Source organism: Brevundimonas sp., assembly GCF_041648055.1.
Lineage (GTDB): Bacteria > Pseudomonadota > Alphaproteobacteria > Caulobacterales > Caulobacteraceae > Brevundimonas.
Window position 1 is genome coordinate 51113 of sequence record NZ_JBAZPS010000012.1, and the last position, 19748, is coordinate 70860.

The 19748-nt window shown below is 64.2% G+C and carries 20 protein-coding genes and 1 tRNA gene; 13 read left to right on the forward strand and 8 right to left on the reverse strand.

The genetic code is table 11. The features are described from left to right. Nucleotides 1-11: 11 nt before the first annotated feature. The 5 genes from WC585_RS15660 (at nucleotide 12) to WC585_RS15680 (ending at nucleotide 3590) form a co-directional block, all read left to right on the forward strand. Nucleotides 12-1241, forward strand: a complete 1230-nt coding sequence (locus WC585_RS15660; protein WP_373258836.1) for a DNA recombination protein RmuC — start codon at nucleotides 12-14, stop codon at nucleotides 1239-1241. Between the two features lie 77 nt (nucleotides 1242-1318). After that, complete coding sequence (locus WC585_RS15665) at nucleotides 1319-1759, forward strand: hypothetical protein (protein ID WP_373258837.1); 441 nt, start codon at nucleotides 1319-1321, stop codon at nucleotides 1757-1759. A gap of 9 nt (nucleotides 1760-1768) precedes the next feature. Next, complete coding sequence (locus WC585_RS15670) at nucleotides 1769-1960, forward strand: helix-turn-helix transcriptional regulator (RefSeq protein WP_373258838.1); 192 nt, start codon at nucleotides 1769-1771, stop codon at nucleotides 1958-1960. 2 nt (nucleotides 1961-1962) lie between these two features. Further along, nucleotides 1963-2547, forward strand: a complete 585-nt coding sequence (locus WC585_RS15675) for a hypothetical protein (RefSeq protein ID WP_373258840.1) — start codon at nucleotides 1963-1965, stop codon at nucleotides 2545-2547. A gap of 44 nt (nucleotides 2548-2591) precedes the next feature. Beyond that, nucleotides 2592-3590: a TraB/GumN family protein gene (locus tag WC585_RS15680; RefSeq protein ID WP_373258841.1), complete on the forward strand. Its 999-nt coding sequence runs from the start codon at nucleotides 2592-2594 to the stop codon at nucleotides 3588-3590. A gap of 214 nt (nucleotides 3591-3804) precedes the next feature. Here WC585_RS15680 and WC585_RS15685 read toward each other — a convergent pair whose 3' ends face one another. From WC585_RS15685 to WC585_RS15710, 6 genes are all read right to left on the reverse strand, one after another. Continuing rightward, a complete protein-coding gene (locus tag WC585_RS15685; protein ID WP_373258842.1) occupies nucleotides 3805-4473 on the reverse strand; it encodes a LuxR C-terminal-related transcriptional regulator in 669 nt (222 codons plus the stop codon). Between the two features lie 209 nt (nucleotides 4474-4682). After that, on the reverse strand, nucleotides 4683-5543 hold the full coding sequence (locus WC585_RS15690) for a hypothetical protein (RefSeq protein ID WP_373258844.1): 861 nt from the start codon (nucleotides 5541-5543) through the stop codon (nucleotides 4683-4685). 28 nt (nucleotides 5544-5571) lie between these two features. Beyond that, a complete protein-coding gene (locus WC585_RS15695) occupies nucleotides 5572-8148 on the reverse strand; it encodes a fimbria/pilus outer membrane usher protein (RefSeq protein WP_373258845.1) in 2577 nt (858 codons plus the stop codon). Nucleotides 8149-8169: 21 nt separating this feature from the next. Next, nucleotides 8170-8913, reverse strand: a complete 744-nt coding sequence (locus WC585_RS15700; protein ID WP_373258846.1) for a hypothetical protein — start codon at nucleotides 8911-8913, stop codon at nucleotides 8170-8172. Nucleotides 8914-8996: 83 nt separating this feature from the next. Continuing rightward, complete coding sequence (locus tag WC585_RS15705; RefSeq protein ID WP_373258847.1) at nucleotides 8997-9554, reverse strand: hypothetical protein; 558 nt, start codon at nucleotides 9552-9554, stop codon at nucleotides 8997-8999. 815 nt (nucleotides 9555-10369) lie between these two features. After that, nucleotides 10370-10446, reverse strand: a tRNA-Arg gene (locus WC585_RS15710). A 255-nt stretch (nucleotides 10447-10701) separates the two neighbouring features. Here WC585_RS15710 and WC585_RS15715 point away from each other — a divergent pair. Genes WC585_RS15715 through WC585_RS15725 form a run of 3 tightly spaced genes read left to right on the forward strand, consistent with a single transcriptional unit; the run spans nucleotide 10702 to nucleotide 13947 of the window. Continuing rightward, the gene (locus WC585_RS15715; protein ID WP_373258848.1) at nucleotides 10702-11136 is read left to right on the forward strand and encodes an ABA4-like family protein; all 435 of its coding nucleotides are present in this window, start codon (nucleotides 10702-10704) and stop codon (nucleotides 11134-11136) included. A 34-nt stretch (nucleotides 11137-11170) separates the two neighbouring features. Then, nucleotides 11171-13657, forward strand: coding sequence for a helicase-related protein (locus tag WC585_RS15720; RefSeq protein ID WP_373258849.1), 2487 nt, complete (start codon nucleotides 11171-11173; stop codon nucleotides 13655-13657). Nucleotides 13658-13668: 11 nt separating this feature from the next. After that, complete coding sequence (locus WC585_RS15725) at nucleotides 13669-13947, forward strand: RNA-binding S4 domain-containing protein (RefSeq protein ID WP_373258850.1); 279 nt, start codon at nucleotides 13669-13671, stop codon at nucleotides 13945-13947. Nucleotides 13948-13950: 3 nt separating this feature from the next. Here the strand turns inward: WC585_RS15725 and WC585_RS15730 are convergent, their stop codons facing one another. Further along, complete coding sequence (locus WC585_RS15730) at nucleotides 13951-14577, reverse strand: YceI family protein (RefSeq protein ID WP_373258851.1); 627 nt, start codon at nucleotides 14575-14577, stop codon at nucleotides 13951-13953. Nucleotides 14578-14758: 181 nt separating this feature from the next. On the opposite strand from WC585_RS15730, the gene fdxA reads away from it, so the two are divergent. Then, nucleotides 14759-15100: a ferredoxin FdxA gene (gene fdxA, locus WC585_RS15735; RefSeq protein ID WP_292170967.1), complete on the forward strand. Its 342-nt coding sequence runs from the start codon at nucleotides 14759-14761 to the stop codon at nucleotides 15098-15100. Between the two features lie 301 nt (nucleotides 15101-15401). Beyond that, nucleotides 15402-15965: a CarD family transcriptional regulator gene (locus WC585_RS15740; protein WP_373258853.1), complete on the forward strand. Its 564-nt coding sequence runs from the start codon at nucleotides 15402-15404 to the stop codon at nucleotides 15963-15965. Between the two features lie 447 nt (nucleotides 15966-16412). Here the strand turns inward: WC585_RS15740 and WC585_RS15745 are convergent, their stop codons facing one another. Further along, nucleotides 16413-16895 carry a MarR family transcriptional regulator gene (locus tag WC585_RS15745; protein ID WP_373258854.1) on the reverse strand — a complete coding sequence of 161 codons (483 nt, stop codon included), beginning with the start codon at nucleotides 16893-16895 and terminating at the stop codon, nucleotides 16413-16415. Nucleotides 16896-17081: 186 nt separating this feature from the next. On the opposite strand from WC585_RS15745, the gene WC585_RS15750 reads away from it, so the two are divergent. From WC585_RS15750 to WC585_RS15760, 3 genes are read left to right on the forward strand one after another with little or no spacing between them, the layout of a single operon-like run. Beyond that, nucleotides 17082-19112 (forward strand): methyl-accepting chemotaxis protein, encoded by a 2031-nt coding sequence (locus WC585_RS15750; protein WP_373258855.1) that lies wholly within the window; start codon nucleotides 17082-17084, stop codon nucleotides 19110-19112. Next, nucleotides 19112-19381, forward strand: a complete 270-nt coding sequence (locus tag WC585_RS15755; protein WP_373258857.1) for an STAS domain-containing protein — start codon at nucleotides 19112-19114, stop codon at nucleotides 19379-19381. The genes WC585_RS15750 and WC585_RS15755 overlap by 1 nt, the downstream gene beginning before the upstream one ends. Continuing rightward, the gene (locus tag WC585_RS15760; protein ID WP_373258858.1) at nucleotides 19378-19743 is read left to right on the forward strand and encodes a response regulator; all 366 of its coding nucleotides are present in this window, start codon (nucleotides 19378-19380) and stop codon (nucleotides 19741-19743) included. The genes WC585_RS15755 and WC585_RS15760 overlap by 4 nt, the downstream gene beginning before the upstream one ends. The last annotated feature ends 5 nt before the right edge of the window (nucleotides 19744-19748 follow it).

A 19748-nucleotide genomic window follows, 5' to 3' on the forward strand; every position in this document is an offset into this window, starting at 1 on the left:
AGGAACGGAGCATGAACATGTCCGTCCTGATCCTGGCTATCGTCTGCGTCGCCCTCGGCGCGGCCTTCCTGTGGGCCTTTACCGGCTGGCAGAAAACGCGGGCACAACTGACCAGCGCGGAGGATCGCATCGCCCTGGTCGAGGACAGCCGCATCACCATGGCCGACCTGCTGAAGGCCCAAGCCGCGCAATCGGCCCAAGTCGTGGCCGATCACATGGTCAGCCGGGCCACCGAGACCTTTCGCCAGCAGGACCTGCTGGCCCGCGAGCGGATGGAGGCGCAGCTCAAGCCCGTAAGCGAAACCCTGGCCAGGTTCCAGGAACACGTGACCGCCCTGGAAAAGGTCCGGGCCGAAGAGACCGGCGGGCTAAAGGAACAGCTGGCCCTGCTGATGACGGCCTCGACCGCCACGCGCGACGAGGCGCGCCGCCTGACCGAAGCCCTGAAGGGCAATACCGGTCGTCGCGGCCGCTGGGGCGAGCAGACCTGTCGCAATGTGCTGGAGGCCGCCGGCATGGCCGGGCGGTTCGACTTTCAGGAACAGACATCCGAGGCCAATGACGAGGGTCGCCAGTCGCGGCCCGACTTCATCGTGCGCCTGCCCGGCGGCGGCATGTTCGTAATTGACGCCAAGGTGTCGCTGGCGTTCGGCGATGCCACCGACGGCGACGAGGAAGCCCAGGCCCGCGCCGCCAGCTTGCGGACAGCCGCCAGCATGAAGACGCACGTCCGCCAGCTGTCGTCCAAGGCCTATCAGGACCAGTTCAAACCCAGCCCCGACTTCGTCGTCATGTTCGTGCCCGGCGATGCCTTCCTGGCCGCGGCCCTGGACCATGAGCCGGAACTGATGACGCAGGCCATGGCGTCGCGCGTCGTCATCGTGACGCCCACGACCCTGTTCGCCCTGTGCAAGGCGGTGGCCTACGGCTGGCGCGCCGAGGAACAGTCGCGCAATGCCGACGAGGTAGCGAAGCTGGGCAAGGAACTCTACAAGCGGCTGTCGGTCATGGGCGGACACGCCGCTGCCGTCGGCCGGGCACTGGACACCGCCGTGGGCAAGTACAACCAGTTCGTCGGCTCGCTGGAGAGCCAGGTCATGGTCTCGGCCCGCCGGTTCGAGGACCTGCAAGTTGATCACGAGGGCAAGGCCTTGCCCGAGCTGACAGCGGTCGATCAGTCGCCGCGCAGCCTGAGCCGCCCCGAGCTGATCGCGCCGGAAGAGACCCGCAAGCTGGTCTGACCCTACATGACAAGGCCGCTTGACAGCTTCGCCCGATGATGTAAAACGTCTTTGTCTAAACGACAGGGACAGTTGTCATGATTTCTCCAAAACCCAGGCGTCCTTTTGGTGTGGGGGCCTATATCGCCATCATGGGCCTGACGCTTCTGGTCGCCATGGCGTCGGGCATCGCCGTAGCCTTGCTGGAGACACTGGTCGGTGTCTCCGGTTTCTGGGTCAATGCAGTCATTCTTCTGGTGGCCATGGCCGTTGCGACGGCCCTGTGCATCTGGTGGTGGCGGGGCATTGATGAGGCAGCGCGCGAAGCTCACAAATGGGCCTGGTGGTGGGGCGGCACGGGGGGCATGGCCGTAGGCGCGATCGTGGTGCTCAGCCTCCAGCTGGGTGAAGACGTACCGATCACGGCCACCAACCTGTCGGCTGGCGACCTGATCGCCGGCGGCATGATGGCGATCCTGCTGTTTCAACTGGTCGGCTACAGCATCGCCTGGGCCGCCTGGTGGCTGCGGCATCGGTAGGGAACAGCCATGAACAATCGCCTCAAGGTCCTTCGCGCCGAACGCAACTGGTCTCAGGCCGAACTGGCCGACCGGCTGGGTGTCTCGCGCCAGACCGTCAATGCGCTGGAAACCGGTCGCTACGACCCGTCCCTGCCCCTCGCCTTCAAGATCGCCCGGGTCTTTGACCAGGCCATCGAAGCCATCTTCCTGGAGGACTGACCATGAACGCCCTCGTCGAACCCAAACCCTCCCTCGCCCGCAAGATCGCAGCCATAATCCTGCTGGCCGGTTCGGGCGGAGCCGTCGGCTATGCCGCCGCCAACTTCAGCCTGACCCGCGACCTGCCGTGGCCCGACGCACTGGCCCTGCTGATGGCCGTGACCATGATCGCCACCGGCATCATCGGCGCGATCACCATAGCCTTCCGGCCCGCCAGCGTGCCCAAGGGCTGCGGCTTGCTCCAGATCGTCGTCATGGGCCTCGCCGGGGTGCTGTTCATCCTGCCGATCTTCGGGGCCCGCTGGGTCGATGCGGACATGGTCTTCGTCGCCGTCGTGGCCTTGGCCATCATTCAGACGGTGGCCAATGTGCTGCTGTGGCGTCGGGCCGACGAAATGCTGCGCCGGGTGATGATGGAGACCGCCACCATCGCCTTCTGGAGCGGGCAGATGGCGCTGTTTCTCTATGCTGCCGCAGAACGGCTGGGTCTTGTCGGCACCGTCAGCGCCTGGGGCCTGATGGGCATTCTGATGGGCCTGTACTTCATTGCCTCCATGATCGCGGCCCTGCGTCGCGGCCTGACCTGAACGCTTTCATCCCTCATCTCGTCCTCTCTCAAAGGATTCCGATCATGACCTTCGTTTCTCGCCTCAAGTCCACCACGACTGCAGTGAGCCGTCTGGCCCTGGGGGTCGCCATGGGCCTCGGCCTCGTCGTCGCCATCGCCGGAGTGCCCGCCAAGGCTCTGGCGCAGGCGGTACCGGCACCAACAGCTGAAGCGCCCTCAGCGGCTCCTGCATTGCGCGCCGTCCCACAGGCCCAGGGCCAGGGACCCGCAATGTGGGTGATCCGCGACGCCGACTCGACCATCTATCTGTTCGGCACGGTGCATGTGCTGCGCCCCACCACGGCATGGGGCACGGCGCGGGTGGATGCCGCCTTCGACAGCGCCGACGAATTCTGGATGGAAATCTCCAATCCAGACGACCAGGCCGCCCTGATGCCGATCATCCAGCAGCACGGCCTGGACCCCGCCAATCCCTTGTCCAGCCGATTGACCGCCGAGGAGTTCGCCAAGTTCGACGAAGCGGCCAAGACCCTGGGCGCATCGGGCGCGCAGCTGGACGTCTTCCGCCCCTGGCTGGCGGCGCTGCAGTTGTCGGTAGCGCCGCTGGTAAAGGCCGGCTACGACCCGCAATCGGGTGTCGAGATCGTGCTCAAGGCGCGCGCCGAGGCCGCCGGCAAGCCCATCAAGGGCTTCGAAACCCTGGACCAGCAGATCCGCATCCTGGCCGACATGCCCGAGGACATCCAGCTGGCCTTCCTGCGCTCGACGCTTGAAGACTACGACGAGGCCGCCACCATGCTGGACGGAATGGTCAGCTCTTGGTCGACCGGCGATGTCGACGCCCTGGACCGCGTCATGGTCGAGGAAATGAAGACCGAAATGCCCCAGGTCTACGAGGCCCTGCTGACGCGCCGGAATCAGGCTTGGGCCGGCCAGATCCAGGACCTTCTGGCTGGATCGGGCACCGTCTTCATCGCTGTTGGAGCCGCCCATCTGGTCGGTGACGACAGCGTCCAGTCCATGCTCGAAGACCGCGGTATTGAGGTGGACGAGGCCTCGTAAGAAGGCTGGAGCGGGCACGGAACACAACCCCCGCACGCAAATCAGGGGACCGGTGCGGTGCACAGGAGAAGCAGCATCCTGACGCCCAACCAACAGGAAATCGGCTCTGAACACTTCAATGCGTGGGAGCCGATTTCCCAGCCGTCCAAGGCAAGTTCAGCGTGAGTTTCGCGCCGGCAAGGCAAAGTGCCTTGCCCTGCGAGCACGCTCGACCTCAGGACGTCGTCAGCCGGGACGCCAGCCGGATGGCTTGCGCCAGCCCGCGAACATTCATCTTGCTGTAGATCGAACGCAGATGTGTGCGGACCGTGTTGGTAGAGATCGACAGGCTGGCAGCGACCTGTTTCGGGGCCTCGTCTTCCAAGATGAGCTTCATCACATTGGCCTCGGCGAATGTGAAGCCGAATGCCTCGCTGAGCTGGTCGATAACCTTGGACGCGCTGTCGCTTTGCGCGAGGGCGACAAAAGCCATGTTGCGGTTCGACGCAGGCAGGACCCAGATCATTCGCCATTCCGCGTCATCCGCGCGAAGTAGCCGCTGCACCCTGTCCTTGCCGCCCTTGCAGACTGCCGCCAGCGCGTTGCAAAGCAGCCGCTGGCTCGCCGCACAATGAAAACGTAGCCGACCTCCGCACTCAGACAGATATGACCCGGCAGCGAGAACTCGGCGCGCTTCCCAGTTGGCGACCTGAACCCGACCTAACGCATCCACCAGAAAACAGGCTCGAGGGCTGATCTCGAACCATTCGGCCGTCTGCTCGGTCGGACGACCAATGGCTGGGGGTAGCGGCAGTTCCGACTGTATCGGTTCCCCGAGCGGTTTGAGATCGCTGACGATCAAAGGATGAATGCGTGGTGTATCTGGCGAACGTGTAACCTGCATGGTCGTCTCGCTCTATGAGGGAGGCACCGGATGGATCAAAACGGTACTGCCCGTCGGATCGAAATAACTGAACTCTACAGGACGGCTTGGCACGTGGTTAAGACAGCGACCAAAACGACCGTTTATCTAACATTGTTATCCTTGAAGGTAATCTAGTCCTTCCCTGACGGAAACCAAAACGGAAAACAGCGCCCGAATCTTTGAGCGGGTCAGTTCGGATCAATGTCGATCATCAGCAAATCCTCGTAGCGACCTGACTTTCGCGCCAGCGTTGAATCGAGTTCGAAGTCCAGAGACAGAGATTGGCCCTGCAAAGTCCGGGGCGGGTCCACGCTGCGCACCGCCTGATGACGGAGATCAAGTGGTTCGCCTTGCAGAATGACACGATACTCGATGCCAGGTTCGTCCCCGGTCGCGCCGAGCCGTCGCATCGTCCCCGAATGCTCGGACACAAACGTCAGACGGGATTGGGTGTTGGCTCGAATCTGCAGAAAGGCGCGCTTGACCGCTCCAGTTCGAGCTTCGCCGAAGTCGATCACTTCGACACTCGACGTCGAGCCGAACGCACCCGCAGCGCCGGCGATGCTGAGTTGGGCGCGAGGTGGAGAGGACAACACAACATCAATCGGGCCAATAAGGACCATCGGGTCGCTGCCGACAGGACTGATCTCGGCGCGAAAAGCGGCATGGTGCTCGCCAGCTTCCGCGACTGTGTCCGCCGTTGCCAGGAGGGCTAGCGCCAATGTTACCGGGGCACCCGCAGGCACAGACAGGGTGAACCGGTTTGGATCGAGACGAGTCGCGCCAGCAGCCCCGCCTTCGCGAAGGCGAATATCCAGGGTTACCCCGCCAAGGTCGAGAGCACGCAGGGGCTGTCCGTCAATGTCCATAAGACGCAGTTCCAGATCACATCGCCCGTCGCCGGCGTTGACCAGATCCAGATCAAGATGGCCGGGAAGACGGCTGAAGGCGAACGGGTCATAGTCGATCCGCACCGGAACTGGGTCGCGCACCAGTCGCAGATCGCAGGGCTCGGCGCGGGCCGCGTGCGCTGCAGCCACGATGGTCATGGTCACTGCGGCGAGCAGCCAGCCGCGACTAGGGCAGGCGGATCTGGATGAGGCCGACATCGGTGATACCCTCGCTCTCTTCGGAAATAGTGAACTCGCCAATAGAAATGTCCCCCACCACAAGGCGATATCGGCCTGGCGCGAGACCATCGCCGACGAAGCGACCGGCGCGATTGGTGAAAAATGGCTTCGGCGGTGCCGTCGACTGGCTCGGATCGAGCGATACAATTGTGCCGCTCATAAGGGCGGCGGGAGCGCCTTCAGGCGTGACCAGTACGCCTATGGCCGTGCGGGACGCGTCGCTTCCGATCGTCACCGCGTATCCTGACCCGTACCCCGGGAAGGCAGAAATGACACCGCTGCCCAGATCGTAGCCGCTGGGCAGCGGATCGACGGCCACCTCCAGGCGTTGCGGGCTGTAGGCCCGGTCGATCGGAGCGACGGCCGGGCCGAGCCAGCCCGCTTGCGCAATGGCGCGGCCATTGCTGTCCGTCAGCGCGAGGCGGCTTTTGCGCAGGCTCTCATGACGGCGCGCCATGATGAAACCTTCGCGGCCTGGACGTCCTATTCCAAAGGATCCATCGGCGTAGACCAGGCCGGTGGAGACCCGCCATAGTGATTCCTCTGTCGTTGCCCCCCCGGATGTCCGTGACGCCAGCCGACTGCTGATCAGCTCGGCGTCGAAGCGGTTGTTGATGTAGCGAAGGTCGCCGCCGACAGTCTCGCGTCCGGAATCACGGCTGATACGAACGCCGCCGGACAGGTCGTTAAGATCGCCATTCGAGGAGCGTCGCAGCACGACTTCACGGAAGTCGTCGCCACTGTCATAGCGAGCCTGCGCGTTCCAGCGGCGGCCCAGGCCCATGGTCAGTGACAGTCCGACACGCGTCTCGTCCTCACGTCCGTCGACGCTGCGATGCCCGACCGAAAGGGTGACTCCAACCCTGCCAAAGCTGCGACCGAGAGAGAAATCCACCGACCGCTCGTCGGGAAGGTTGTCCCGTCCACGCACATAGGCAGCACCCAGATTGACCGTGTAGCGGTTCAGACGGCTGGACACCTGGCCGGCGATCCGCCAGGCCTCGGGGTTTGACGCGCCGCGTTCGAAGGCGTCCTGGAAGTCCCGGCTGGTCGCCTGGCTGGTGAAGATCACGCGGGTATCATCGCGTTCAAGAACCGAAAACGCCTTCACATAATCCACGGAGGCGGCAAATCCTGACCTCCCCGTCTGTCCGTTCCGGCTCGCGGCCAGTCCGACCTCTACAAGGCCCAGCGGCGAGCCCCATGTCGCGGTCGCACCTGCCATGACACGGTCGTCCACCCACTGACCTGACGCCCCCAGTGACAGGGCATCGGTGAATCCCTTTCGGACATAGCCGCTCACTGCTGGCGTTCCGCCATACTCGTATTCACCTCCGTCCTGAAGGAGCCCCGCCGACAGCCCAAAGTCGACGATGCCCGGATCGAGCAAGGAGGCTCCGCCAAAGAGGTCGAAAACCGCGATCTCCCGACGTCCCGCTCCGTCCTCGACGAGGAAGCGTACGGTGTTGGCCCCTTGGCCAAACGGAAAATCGCTGAGCGAATAGGGGCCTGGATCGAGCTGCAACCGCTCGACGATCACGCCATTGACCTCGACCTCGACGAAGGCCGCCCGATCCAAGACGAACTCGCGTCGACCCGACGGGCGCACGTTCTGGAAAGGGCGGATGACGGAATAGGCGCGACCGGCGCTGACGCCGAGGATCCGGTCGGAGCCCTGAAACCCTGTCACGGGCGGCGAGAACTCCCCCGCTGTCAGCCGGACGGCGGACCCGAACAGGTCCTTAGTGAGCCGGAACTCGTGGCGGCGGAAACGGTCTTCGGATTCGCCGTCGTAGTCGAAACCCCCGACCAAGGTCACGCCACCGAAACCGCCCCAGTTGAGGATGACGTCCGTCACACCTCGAAGGCTCCTGAAGTCTCCCGCATCGTGGTTAAAGGTCTGGGCGAGCGAGACATTGGCCTGCGCCGAGAAGGCGGCGGGCGGCTCAAAATCGGCCGGGTTCAGGTTGTCCGAATGTCCGAAATCAATTCGTTGGCGGTTGCGAAGGCCAGCCTCCAGCCGAACCTCGAACGACAGGGCGTAGGTGTCAAATGACAGGCTGAAGTCCTCGCTCGCGAGGCTGTCGAATGACACCCTTTCTCGCCCGCCTGCCCTATCCCTCAGCGCCTGAAGGCCGGCCGGGGCCATGACCGGCTCGAGCAGGTCGAGCAGACGCGCTGCGTCCACAAGCCCCGAACCGTCCAGCCCGACCTCACCACTGATATCGCCAAGATAGCGCCCGTCCAGTTTCAGCGGTCCCTGGATGGGCGTCAGCACGCGCGCCTGACGACCCGCTGCTGGACCGGCCTCCTGAATGTCTGTTGTCGGCCCGGCGGTGACCGGTTCTGGATCGGTGCCGGGCGGCGTCACCGAAACAGCGCCCTCGGTGATTCTGGGCGCGGTCATGATAGGCGCATCAGGGTCGCCGTGGGCGAGCACCGTACTGGCATGACCCGAGATATACAGCAGGACGGCAAGACCCAGTTGAAGGCGCAGGATGGCGTGATGGCTTGTCGCGGTCATGTTGCATCCCCCGACAGCGCGTCATTCGAGCCGGATGACTGCACTGATCTCCCCGGCCAGGGCGGTGATTGCGGCCGCAGGGATTCTCAGTTCCCGGGTTTGGCCTGCGGGCAGCGCACTGACCTGGCCGAGCTGGACGTCCGAGGCAGGAGGCTCGACCTGGTGGCCGGCAGCGTCGCTCAGCTGGTAGCGTGCTCGGCGGAGCCGGGCGATGCCGGTCCCTGCGTTGAACACCGAAATCAGGGCGTCGCCATTCTCCGCGCGGCGTACCGACGACACCCTGACTTCGGGCTCCGTGCCGGGGGGGGACACGAAGACATGCGTGTTGATGTTGAATCCAACCTTGACCTCGGCCGCATCGCTGGGTGCGTCGGTCTGGGAATCGCCGAGGCGAACAGGGAGCTGGGCGGCGCGGACGACATACATCTTCGGCGACGTGATATCGGCGGCACCGACGTAGCGGACATTGACGAGTTGCTCGCGTCCGGGCGGGATGATGGACTGGGGCGGATAGGCGATGATATCGCCCGTATCTTCCCCAAGCGTCTGGGCTCCCTGATCATCCACCGCCAGGCTGAAGCTGACGATCTCGACGGTGATTGGCGTCGCGCTGTCGTTGCGGATGGCCATCCGGTAGGTGGATTTCGGGCCGCTGGGTGTAATCTCCGCCACCATGGGCGAGACCTGCATAGCCTTGGCCGAACTGGCCCAGACGCCGGACGCGGCGACGGCCAGTCCGACGGTGAAAAGGCGTCGGGACAACATCTTTCGATCCCCCCTGGATTGCGATGTCGATGGAAACGGCAAGAGGCCGAAGCCGCCCATGGCGGCTCCGGCTCCTGTTGGCGTCAGGCAGGGTTCAGGTCGAAGGTGAAGGTTTCCTGATACATGCCGGCCGGGGCCGACAGGGCCTCGGAATCAGCGCCCCCGCAGCCCGTCGAACCGCCTGGTTCCTGATAGCAGAGGTTCAGGAAGAAGTCGGCCGACACACCGTTGGCCAGGCCTTCCGAATAGGCCGCATTGGTCACCGTCGGACCATCCCCGGGGAAGGTGTCCGCCGGTGCGAAGCCCAGGCTGGCGGCCGGATTGGCTACGACCAGCTCCCAATCGTAGTTGATGATCTGGAAGCCACCGGAGCCCGGTCCCGGAGGGCCACGCAAATCACCATTGGCATTGTTGGTGGTCAGTACCGCACCATCTGGATCGTTGCAGGCGAGACGCATGGTGGTCACCTTCTGGCGCAGGCCGTTGGCGACGGAGACATTGCTGCCGGCGACATTGGCCAGCGAGATCGCACAGTAGCTGGCGACATTGGTGCTGACGACCAGGGTGGTGTCCTGAGCCATGGCGGCAGGAGCCGTCATCAGGGTGCCGATGGCGGCGGCAGCAAGGTAGAGTGCACGCATAATTTAGCCCTCCGTTCGTGTGGACCGGCGGCCATTCATTGATGGAACCCCCGGACGCAGGCACAGCCGGCGCACACGCTGCCTACCCGGCCCGGCCTTGGCGAACATCGGCATTTCAAATCATTAAAATTGATTAACCGAACGGCCCCGCCGGCGCTCCCACCAGGCAAGAAGCGCACCCGCAACCGTGAAGGAGTAAGGTCGGCCCGCCGACGGATTAGCTGACCGCGTCAGGTCCGGGAGAACGAGCAGGCGTGATGGCTCAGTTATTTCTGTCATAGAGGGCTTCTATGGCGTGCCGCGTACGTCAGGCTAACTCTGCCATAGGATTTCGCGTCGGAACCGCCACAGCGACCAGCGGTGACACTCCGCATACAGACCCTCTGGACGCGGATTGGGGGGGGGGGGGGGGGGGGGGGCGGCGCACGGGCGGGGGGGGGGGGGGGGGGGGGCGGGGGGGGGGGGGGGGGGGGGGGGGGGGGGGGGGGGGGGGGGGGGGGGGCGGTTCGACATGCGGTGCTGACCTATGTTCGTCGTCGGGGCCATTCCCGGGATGTCGCAGAAGATGTCGCACAGGGAAGCCTGACGAAGCCGCTGCACTACACGCGGCAGGGCAGGTGGCGAGCCTCTATGCGCTGGCTTTCCAGATCGCGTCCAGCAGCCTCATCGACCGGTTCGTGCCGATGTTGGATATGGAACCCGAGTCGGGAGCCACGCCTGCAAGGAACCGCTACCAGACAAGATCAAGCCAGCCGACGCCCTTGCGATATGATCGCATGGTGAGCCAGTTCTATGCTGTCCCGACAAAAAGTAGGTGGCGATCCCGGAGGGACTCGAACCCCCGACCTCTGCTTTAGGAAAGCCTTGCTCTATCCGGCTGAGCTACGGGACCACGCGAGCGTGAACTAGCGTCAGAAGCGGCGCGGGGGAAGCGGGCAGGTGATCAAAACCGCCGTAGCCCCAGCGGAAGCCTCGCCCGCGCCGGACGCTGCCGAAAAGCGATTGTGGTTAATCGTTGTTAAGATACAATATCTTGTGGAGAACAAACCCCGAATCGAGCGGTGTCACTGATTCGGTCCTGATTCGTTTCGCCCCTGTTCCGCCAAGGCGTTTACGCGCATTAAGCCTTCAGGGAGATGTTGCTGCCATGACCACCGAACGCCTGTTCGACATCGCCAATCTGATCGCTCTGTTGGGGTGGATCGTCCTCGCTTTTGCGCCGCTGGCGAGGGCCCGGCTGGTGCTGGCCGCGCGCGTGATCGGCGTGACGCTGGCCTTGGCCTATGCGGGATTGCTGATCACCTCGCTGGCAGGCGGCGGCACCGAAGGCGGGGGGTTTACGTCTCTGGAAGGCGTCACGGCCCTGTTTTCCCGACCCGAGGCGGTTCTGGTCGGCTGGGTCCACTATCTAGCGTTCGACCTGTGGGTCGGGGCCTGGGCCATGGAGGACGCCGGCAAACGCGGCGTGCCGCATTGGGCCATGGCGCCGGTGCTGTTCCTGACCCTGATGGCGGGTCCGATAGGACTGCTGGTCTATCTGGCCGCGCGGGCGGGATTGTCGCGGTCGCACCGCACTGCTTGAGGAACCAGCGCGAAGTCGCCACCTTATCGATATCATGAGCGACCGTTCGACCGGCAAGGCTCCTTCCCGCGTCGTCGCGGTCCTGGGGCCCACCAATACCGGCAAGACCCATCTGGCGGTGGAGCGGATGCTGGGCCATGCCTCGGGCATGATCGGCCTGCCGCTGCGATTGCTGGCGCGCGAGATCTATGACCGGATCGTAAAGCGGCGCGGGGTGTCGTCGGTGGCCCTGGTCACCGGCGAGGAGAAGATCGTCCCGCCACGGGCCCAGTTCTTCGTCTGTACCGTCGAGGCTATGCCCCTGGAGCGGCAGGTCGAGTTTTTGGCCATCGACGAGATCCAGCTGGTCGCCGACCCGGAACGCGGTCATGTCTTCACCCAGCGACTGCTGCATGCGCGCGGGCGATTCGAGACGATGTTCCTGGGCGCCGGCACCATGGCCCCCCTCATCCGCTCGCTAATCCCAGATGTGGAGATCGTCACGCGCGAACGGCTGTCGACGCTGACCTATGCGGGCTCCAAGAAGCTGACCCGCCTGCCGCCGCGCAGCGCCATCGTCGCCTTCTCCACCGATCAGGTCTATGCCATCGCCGAGCTGATCCGCCGCCAGAGGGGCGGCGCAGCCGTGGTCATGGGCAGCCTCTCGCCCCGCACCCGCAACGCCCAGGTCGAGCTGTTCCAGTCGGGCGAGGTGGACTTTCTGGTCGCGACCGACGCCATCGGCATGGGGCTGAACATGGACGTGGACCATGTCGCCTTTGCGGGCCTGCGCAAGTTCGACGGGCGGCGCACCCGCTGGCTGCATGCGCATGAGATCGGCCAGATCGCCGGCCGTGCGGGACGGCACCTGCGCGACGGCACCTTCGGCGTCACCGCCGAGGCGACCGAGCTGGATCAGGACATCGTCGAACAGGTGGTTGAGCATCGGTTCGACCCGGTCGAGGCGGCGGAGTGGCGCAATGCTCGGCTGGACTTCGACACCCTGCCCGACCTGTTGCGGTCGCTGACGGTGACGTCCGGCTTTCGCGGCCTGAACCTGACCCAGCCGGCGCTGGACGAGACCCTGCTGCGGCGCGCGATCAAGGATGAGGACGTGGCCCGCATCAGCCGGTCGCGCGGGACCATCATGCGGCTGTGGGAGGCGTGTCAGCTGCCCGACTTCCAGAAGACGACGCTGGACGAACATGCACGGCTGTCGAAGGAAATCTTCCAGGCCCTGACCGGGCGGCATGGCCGGCTGACCCAGGACTGGATCGCGCCGCGCTTTGCCGAGGTGGACCGCGACGACGGCCAGATCGACCAGCTGTCGGCGCGGCTGAGCGGGGTGCGGACCCTGAGCTATATCGCCAACCGTCCCGACTGGCTGGATCAGGCGCAGGGCTGGCGCGAACGGACCAAGGCGCTGGAGGAGCGGCTCAGTGACGTGCTGCACGAACGGCTGACGGCGCGGTTCGTGGACCGGCGCACCACAGCCCTCATGCGGGCGCTGAACGTGACCGAGGATACGGTCGCCGACGTCGGCAGCGATGGAGCCGTGGTCGTCGAGGGTCATGCGGTCGGCCAGTTGAACGGGATCGACTTCCAGATCGAAAAGGGGGCCGGGGCCCTGGAAGATCGCGCCCTGCGCCACGCGGCGCGTCAGGCCGTGACGCCAGAGATCGCCCGGCGGCTGGGCCTGCTGGCCGCCGATACCGACGACGCCTTTGCGGTCCTGCCAGACGGCGCGGTGCTGTGGCGCGGAGCTCAGGCCGGTCAGGTCACGGGCGGAGACTGGTTCGCGCCCAGGGTCCGCCTGCTGGGTGACCTAGGGCCTGTCGCCGCGCGCGAGCGGGCGCAGCGCCGGCTGGAGGCCTGGCTGGCGGCCGAGGCGGGCCGGGCGCTGCGACCCCTGCGTCGGCTCAGAACCGCCGTCGAGACCGGCGCGCTGAAAGGCTTGCCGCGCGGCCTCGCCTTCCGCCTGCTGGAGAGCGGCGGCATGCTGGATCGGCGCGATGTCGAGCGGGATCTGGCGGCGCTGAGCCAGGTCGAGCGGCGCACGCTGAAGACGTTCGGGATCCGGGTGGGAGCGCACTCCGTCTGGCTGCCCGCCCTGCTGAAGGACCGCCCCCGTGCGGTAGCGCAGGCCTTTGTGGCGCGCGAGCCGTTCCGGCCTGCGGGTACGCTAACCCTGCTGCCCGATCCCGCCCCCTCCCCGCGCCTGCTGTCCGCGTTCGGGCTGAGAGCCGTCGGGCGATGGGCCCTGTCGGTGGATGTGCTGGAGGCGATCGGCGAGGCGCGGGCTAAAGGCAAAGGCACCGTCAGCGAGGCCGATCTGGCTGCCTTGAACCTGACGAAAGGCGAGGCTCAGGCGTTGTCCGCGGCCCTGAAATCCAAGCGGACACAACCGGCGCAAACTACGGAACGCTCAGTTCGCCCGCTTAAGGATTCGCCGTTCGCGGCCTTGTCGGCCCTGACCCAGCCAACGCCGGCTCCGGACCGCGCCAAGCGTCGGCGGCCCCGGCGGAAGAAGGCTGTCGGGTGAGCGGGTCGTGAATGGTTGAGGCCTGCCGCATCGATGTCTGGCTATGGCGCGCGCGATTCGTGAAGACGCGGTCGATGGCCGCGACACTGGTCGAACGAGGCGCGGTGCGGATCACCCATGCGGGGCGTCAGGTGCGACTGGACAAGCCCAGCCGCTGTGTCCACGTCGGCGACGGCCTGACCTTCATGGTCGGACCCCGGCTTATCGATCTGCGGGTGGAAGGCCTGGGCGAGCGGCGCGGACCGGCGGAGGAGGCCCGCGCCCTGTATGCCCTGGTTGAGACAGGCTGAGGCCTATTGTTTCAGGACGAACTCGCCTTCGATGTGAAGCTCGACCTCGTCCGAAATGCCCGGCAGGGCATAGTTGATACCGAACTCGGAGCGTTTGATCGTCGCCTCGCCATCGAAGCCGACCTTGTAGGTGTTGCCCATCGACGGGCCGGCCTGGTTGAACTCGACTTCCATGGTCACAGAGCGGGTGACGCCGCGCAGGGTCAGGTCGCCCAGTACATCGGCCTCGGTCGGGTCATCGGCGTCGATGGTGATCGAGCGCGAGACGAAGGTGGCGGTCGGATGGTTGGCCGTATCGAAGAAATCCGGCGTCTGCAGATGGGTGTCCAGGCCGTCGGAGTTGGAATCGACGTCCGTCAGCGGAATGGTCGCCGACAGGGTCGAAGCTGAGGGATTGGCGGAGTCCAGGTTCAGCTCGGCCTGCACGTTCACGAACTGACCATAGTAGGTCGAGAAGCCCAGGTGGTTGACCGACCAGGTGATCTTGCCATGGGCGGAATCCAGGGCATAGCTACCGGCGCGGACCTCGGCAGGGACCTGGGTCGCCTGGGTGCGGGCGACGACGGCACCGGAGGTCATCAGGGCAGCGGCGGCGGCACCGGCGAGGGAATAGCGGACGAGACGGTTCATGGAAGGCTCCTGTTGGCGCAAGGGGATAAACTGCAATCAGAACTGTAACAGATAGAGGCGGGACCTCGCTTGGCAAGGGCCTAACGCCGCATTCGCCGTCTCGTTCGGTTGACACTTCCGGTCTGCGGGGTCATCTGCGCAACCCGTCCCGCCACTCCAGCCAGACCGATCCCATCCGCCCATGACCTATATCGTCACCGACGCCTGCGTGAAGTGCAAGTTCATGGACTGCGTCGAGGTGTGTCCGGTCGACTGCTTCTATGAGGGCGAGAACTTCCTGGTCATCGCGCCCGACGAATGTATCGACTGCGGCGTGTGCGAGCCGGAATGCCCCGTCGACGCCATCGTGCCCGACACCGAGGACGAACCGGACGGCAAGTGGCTGCAGGTCAATGCCGAATACGCCAAGGTCTGGCCCAACATCACGGTCAAGGGCACGCCCCCCGAAGACCGCGAACAGTTCGAGCGAGAGACCGGCAAGTTCGAGAAATACTTCTCGCCGAAGCCGGGCACAGGTTCCTGAGTTTTCGCTGCTTCAAGGTTGCGGCATGCGGTGTGGCGACGCTCTGCCTGCGGACGTTTTGAATTTCTCAACTTTTGTGATAGGTTCACCCTATTGGGACGGGCGGTTTGCGATAACTTCGCGCCGCCCGCGTTTGCGACAGAACTTCACCCACGCAGGTGAAGTCGGCCAGAGGTTCGGTGATCCGTTTTCGCGTTTGACGACTGTAAGATCGACCCACGGGGGTTCGCCACCGGGGGTCGCAGTGCTTTCGACTGTGTGACGACGTCTCGCCCTTCACCTGCGCCGTGAAAGGAATGACATGACGAGCAAGAGTGGTCTGGAATTCAAGGTTGGCGACGCGGTCGTCTATCCGGCGCACGGCGTCGGCAAGGTCGCGGCGGTCGAGACCCAGGAAGTCGCCGGCATGTCGCTGGAGGTCTATGTCGTGACCTTCGACCACGAGAAGATGACCCTGCGCGTCCCCACCAAGAAGGCCAAGACGGCCGGCTTGCGTTCGCTGGCCGCCGACGACGTCGTGACCCGCGCCCTGACCACGCTGAAGGGCCGCGCCCGCATCAAGCGCACCATGTGGAGCCGCCGCGCCCAGGAATATGAAGCCAAGATCAACTCGGGCGATCTGGTCTGCATCGCCGAGGTGGTCCGCGATCTGCACCGCGCCGACAGCCAGCCGGAGCAGTCCTATTCCGAGCGCCAGCTGTATGAATCGGCCCTGGATCGCATGGCCCGCGAAGTCGCCGCCGCCAACAAGATCGACAAGGAAGCCGCCGTCGAACTGCTGGCCAAGTCCCTGAGTGCCAAGAAGGCCGTCATCGCCGCCGCCGAGGCTGCCGCTGAAGACGCAGAAGAAGCCGAAGCCGCGTGATCTGATCACGTCTTGTCGACTGAATGCGGAAAGGCCCGGTGGGAACACCGGGCCTTTTCCTTTTAGGCCGGCACCATGTTGCGCTTGCCACCCTTGGCAGACATTCTGAAGTTCAGGTCCTGGCGCTTGCTCTGACGCAGCAAGATTCAGTGTTGGCCGACCGCCAGAAGCTATCAGGTTTGGTGTGGCACACGCGGCGCTGGATCCCGAATGTTCACGGTTGGGAGGGCGTCCGCCCAAAAGAGGAAACTCTAAAGCCCTAGAATCATTCATGACTTTTAAGGGGGCGGCGGGAGTCGAACCCGCACGAAAGGCTTGGCAGGCTTCAGTTTTCCTCGAATAAACAACGCCTCTACGGCATATGGAGCTCGAGAGAATCCTGCGCCTCGCCTTCACCCAGACGTCTCCGAGGCGAAGCAGCCTCAGGAACTCTTTTGGCTTTGAGTGTCAGCAACCGCCAATCAGGCAGTGTTGGCAGAGCAATGCACATGGGTTTGATTGCATCTGCATCACCATCTGGTGGAAAAGATCAGAGACTGAAGCGGGCCCGCCCTGATTCAAGAGCGGAATCGCCCCCGCGGCCTTCGCAAGCGTAGCGCGATCGCAGTGCTCCACCTGTTTCACACCGGTCTCTGACAGATGCAGTGTCTTCATCCGCCGGTCGAACTGGTGGGTTGTGCGGACAATCACGGCACCCGCTTCAAGCTCGTCGCACAGGCGAGATACGGCCGCATGCGAAACGCCCATCTCGCTGGCCAGCGCCGCCTGACTGATGCCCCGCCGACCGGCTGCCTGGATCAGGCGTAGCGCCTTCATCCGTGAACTGCGCAATCCGCTGCTTAGAGGTCTAAGGGCTTCAGCGTTCGCCAAAAGCGCGAGCACATCAGCACCGCTGCTCGGGATTTCGGCACTGCAATCGAGGGTCGTCATCTTTGGTTTGTCCAACGGAACAGCCTCAACCCATCTCGAATGCCCGCGATATCCAAAGATCCACTACCATTCATTACAGAATGAAATCGCTTCAGGTTGCACACGTTACGCGGATCAACGATTGCGAACGCTCGCTTAGGTGGAGGTGCGCAGAATGCTGGCATAAGCAACCCTAGGGCCCATTGCATGTCCGATAACCTTGCCCTCCAAGAACGCCTCGCCTTCATCGCCTTGGATCAGGAGGCACAGACTGCGCTAGCGAAAGCCAAGCCCATCATCGAACAGGCTTTGCCCGCAAGCCTCGATGCCTTCTACGATCAGGTGCGCCGCTTTCCGGACGTGGCCAAGCTGTTCGGCAGCGAAAGCCATATCTCTGGGGCCAAGGGAGCCCAGGCGCGACACTGGTCGATCATCGCAACGGGTGCCTTTGACCGCGGATATGTCGAGGGGGTGCAGCGAATCGGGACGACCCATGCGCGGATCGGGCTGGAGCCGCGCTGGTACATAGGCGGCTACGCGCTGGTGATGGATGGCCTGATGAAGGCGATTGTCCGAGATCACGAAAGCCGGCGCAAACGCTTTGGACGTCATGACACCGGCGAGGCACTGGGATCCACGCTCTCGGCGGTCATGAAGGCGGCCATGCTCGACATGGATTTCGTCATCTCGCTTTATCTGCAGGCAGCCGAAACGGCCCGCGCCGAGGCCGAGGCCATGGGTGCCAAGGCGCGAGAGGATAACGAGCGCCTCATGCTGACCATGCAAGGCATCGTCCAGGCTCTGGATCAGTCCCAGGCCACGATCGAGTTCGACATGGACGGTCGAATCCTGACCGCAAACTCGCTGTTCCTGAAAACCATGCGCTACGATCTCGACGAGATCGTCGGACAGCATCACCGCCTGTTCCTCGACAAGGACTACGGGGCCAGCGAGGAATATCGCCAGTTCTGGAAGCAGCTCCGGCTCGGGCGCCCGTTGACGGAAAAGTTTGTCCGTTATGACAAGACCGGTCAGCGCCTTGTGCTGCTGGCAACCTACTGCCCGGTGATGGGAACGGATGGCCTGCCGGTGAAGGTCATCAAGATGGCTACAAACATCACGGCGATGGAAGATCAGCGTGAACTTGCCGAGAAGGCTCAGGCCTTCGTCGTCGATGAAACCGCGCGTGCTTTGTCCGACGTCGCGGAGGGGAACCTGACGACACGCATCAGTGCCCCGTTCGATGGCGACTATGAGCAGCTCAAGACCGACTTCAACGGGGCTATGGACCGCCTCGAATCCGCGATGTCCGAGATTGCGTCGAACACCCTGACAATGCGGACAGGCGCGGGCGAAATCAGTCAGGCTGCGGACGATCTCTCACGTCGTACAGAACAGCAGGCAGCAACCCTTGAGCAAACGGCTGCCGCTCTGGATGAAATCACCGCAACGGTGAGGCGCACAGCCGAGGGGGCTTCCAGAGCGGGCGAAGTCGTGGTCGCAGCGCGGGATGATGCCGAACGGTCCAGCGAGGTCGTGAGCAAAGCCGTCGATGCCATGGGCGCGATCGAGTCCTCAGCAACCCAGATCAGCCAGATCATCGGGGTGATCGACGAGATCGCGTTCCAGACCAATCTGCTGGCATTGAACGCGGGCGTCGAGGCGGCACGCGCTGGCGAGGCGGGCCGAGGCTTCGCCGTGGTGGCCTCCGAAGTGAGGGCGCTGGCCCAACGTTCGGCGGAGGCTGCCAAGGAGATCAAGTCGCTGATCTCCGCATCGACGCAGCAGGTCAAGACAGGCGTCAGCCTCGTCGGACAGACAGGTGAGGCTCTGACCGCCATCGTCGGTCGCGTTCTGGAGATCAACGGCTTGATGGCCGAGATCACGGCGTCCGCCCAGGAGCAGTCCACCGCACTGAGCGAGATCAATACCGCCGTAAACCAGATGGATCAGGCCACCCAGCAGAACGCTGCGATGGTCGAGCAATCCACCGCCGCCAGCCACAGCCTGACCCAAGAGACGGACCAGTTGGCCAAGCTGGTCGGACGCTTCCAGCTGACCGGTATCAGCGCGGTCACCGCCCGGCCTTCGCCTCGTCCGGCGATGTCGTCCAACCCGGCGCTTGCTGATTCGCAGGGACGCATTGCCGACTTTGCGAAGCGCTATGCGCCGCCTCCCCGTGTCAACGGGGCGCTCGCCCTGAAGCCCACGACCGAAGCGGAATGGGAGGAGTTCTGATGACTGCCGTGCTTGGCCTGCCCAGGAGGCTCGAAGGAAACGCGCTCGAGCCGTTGAAGGAACAGATTCTCGCAATGCGCGGCCAGGACCTCGACCTGGCGGGTGATGACGTCGAACGCGTCAATGGACTGGGCGTCGAGCTCTTACTCGCGACGTTCCGAACCTGGCGTGAGGATGGCGTGAAGCTGCGGATCGTGGAGCCGACCACTGTCCTGATGGATGTGTTCGATCGGTTGAGCCTGGGACTGAGCGCGGGAGAGGCAGCGTGAGCAAGATCGTGTTGACCGTAGATGACAGTCGCACCATGCGCGACATGCTGCGACTGGCCCTGACGGATGCCAGCTTCACGGTCGTCCAGGCGGTGGACGGGGTCCATGGTCTGGAAGTCCTGAATGACAGCAGTCCGGACGTGATCATTACGGACATCAACATGCCCAATATGGACGGCTTCGGCTTTATCGAAGGCGTGCGGCGGTCGCAGCGCCACGGTGCCGTGCCGATTCTAGTCCTCACGACCGAAAGCGATCAGGACAAGAAGCTGCGTGCGCGATCCGCAGGTGCGACCGGCTGGATCGTCAAGCCTTTCGATCCCATCAAACTGATCGACGCCGTGCGTCGGGTCGCTGCCTGAGGCCG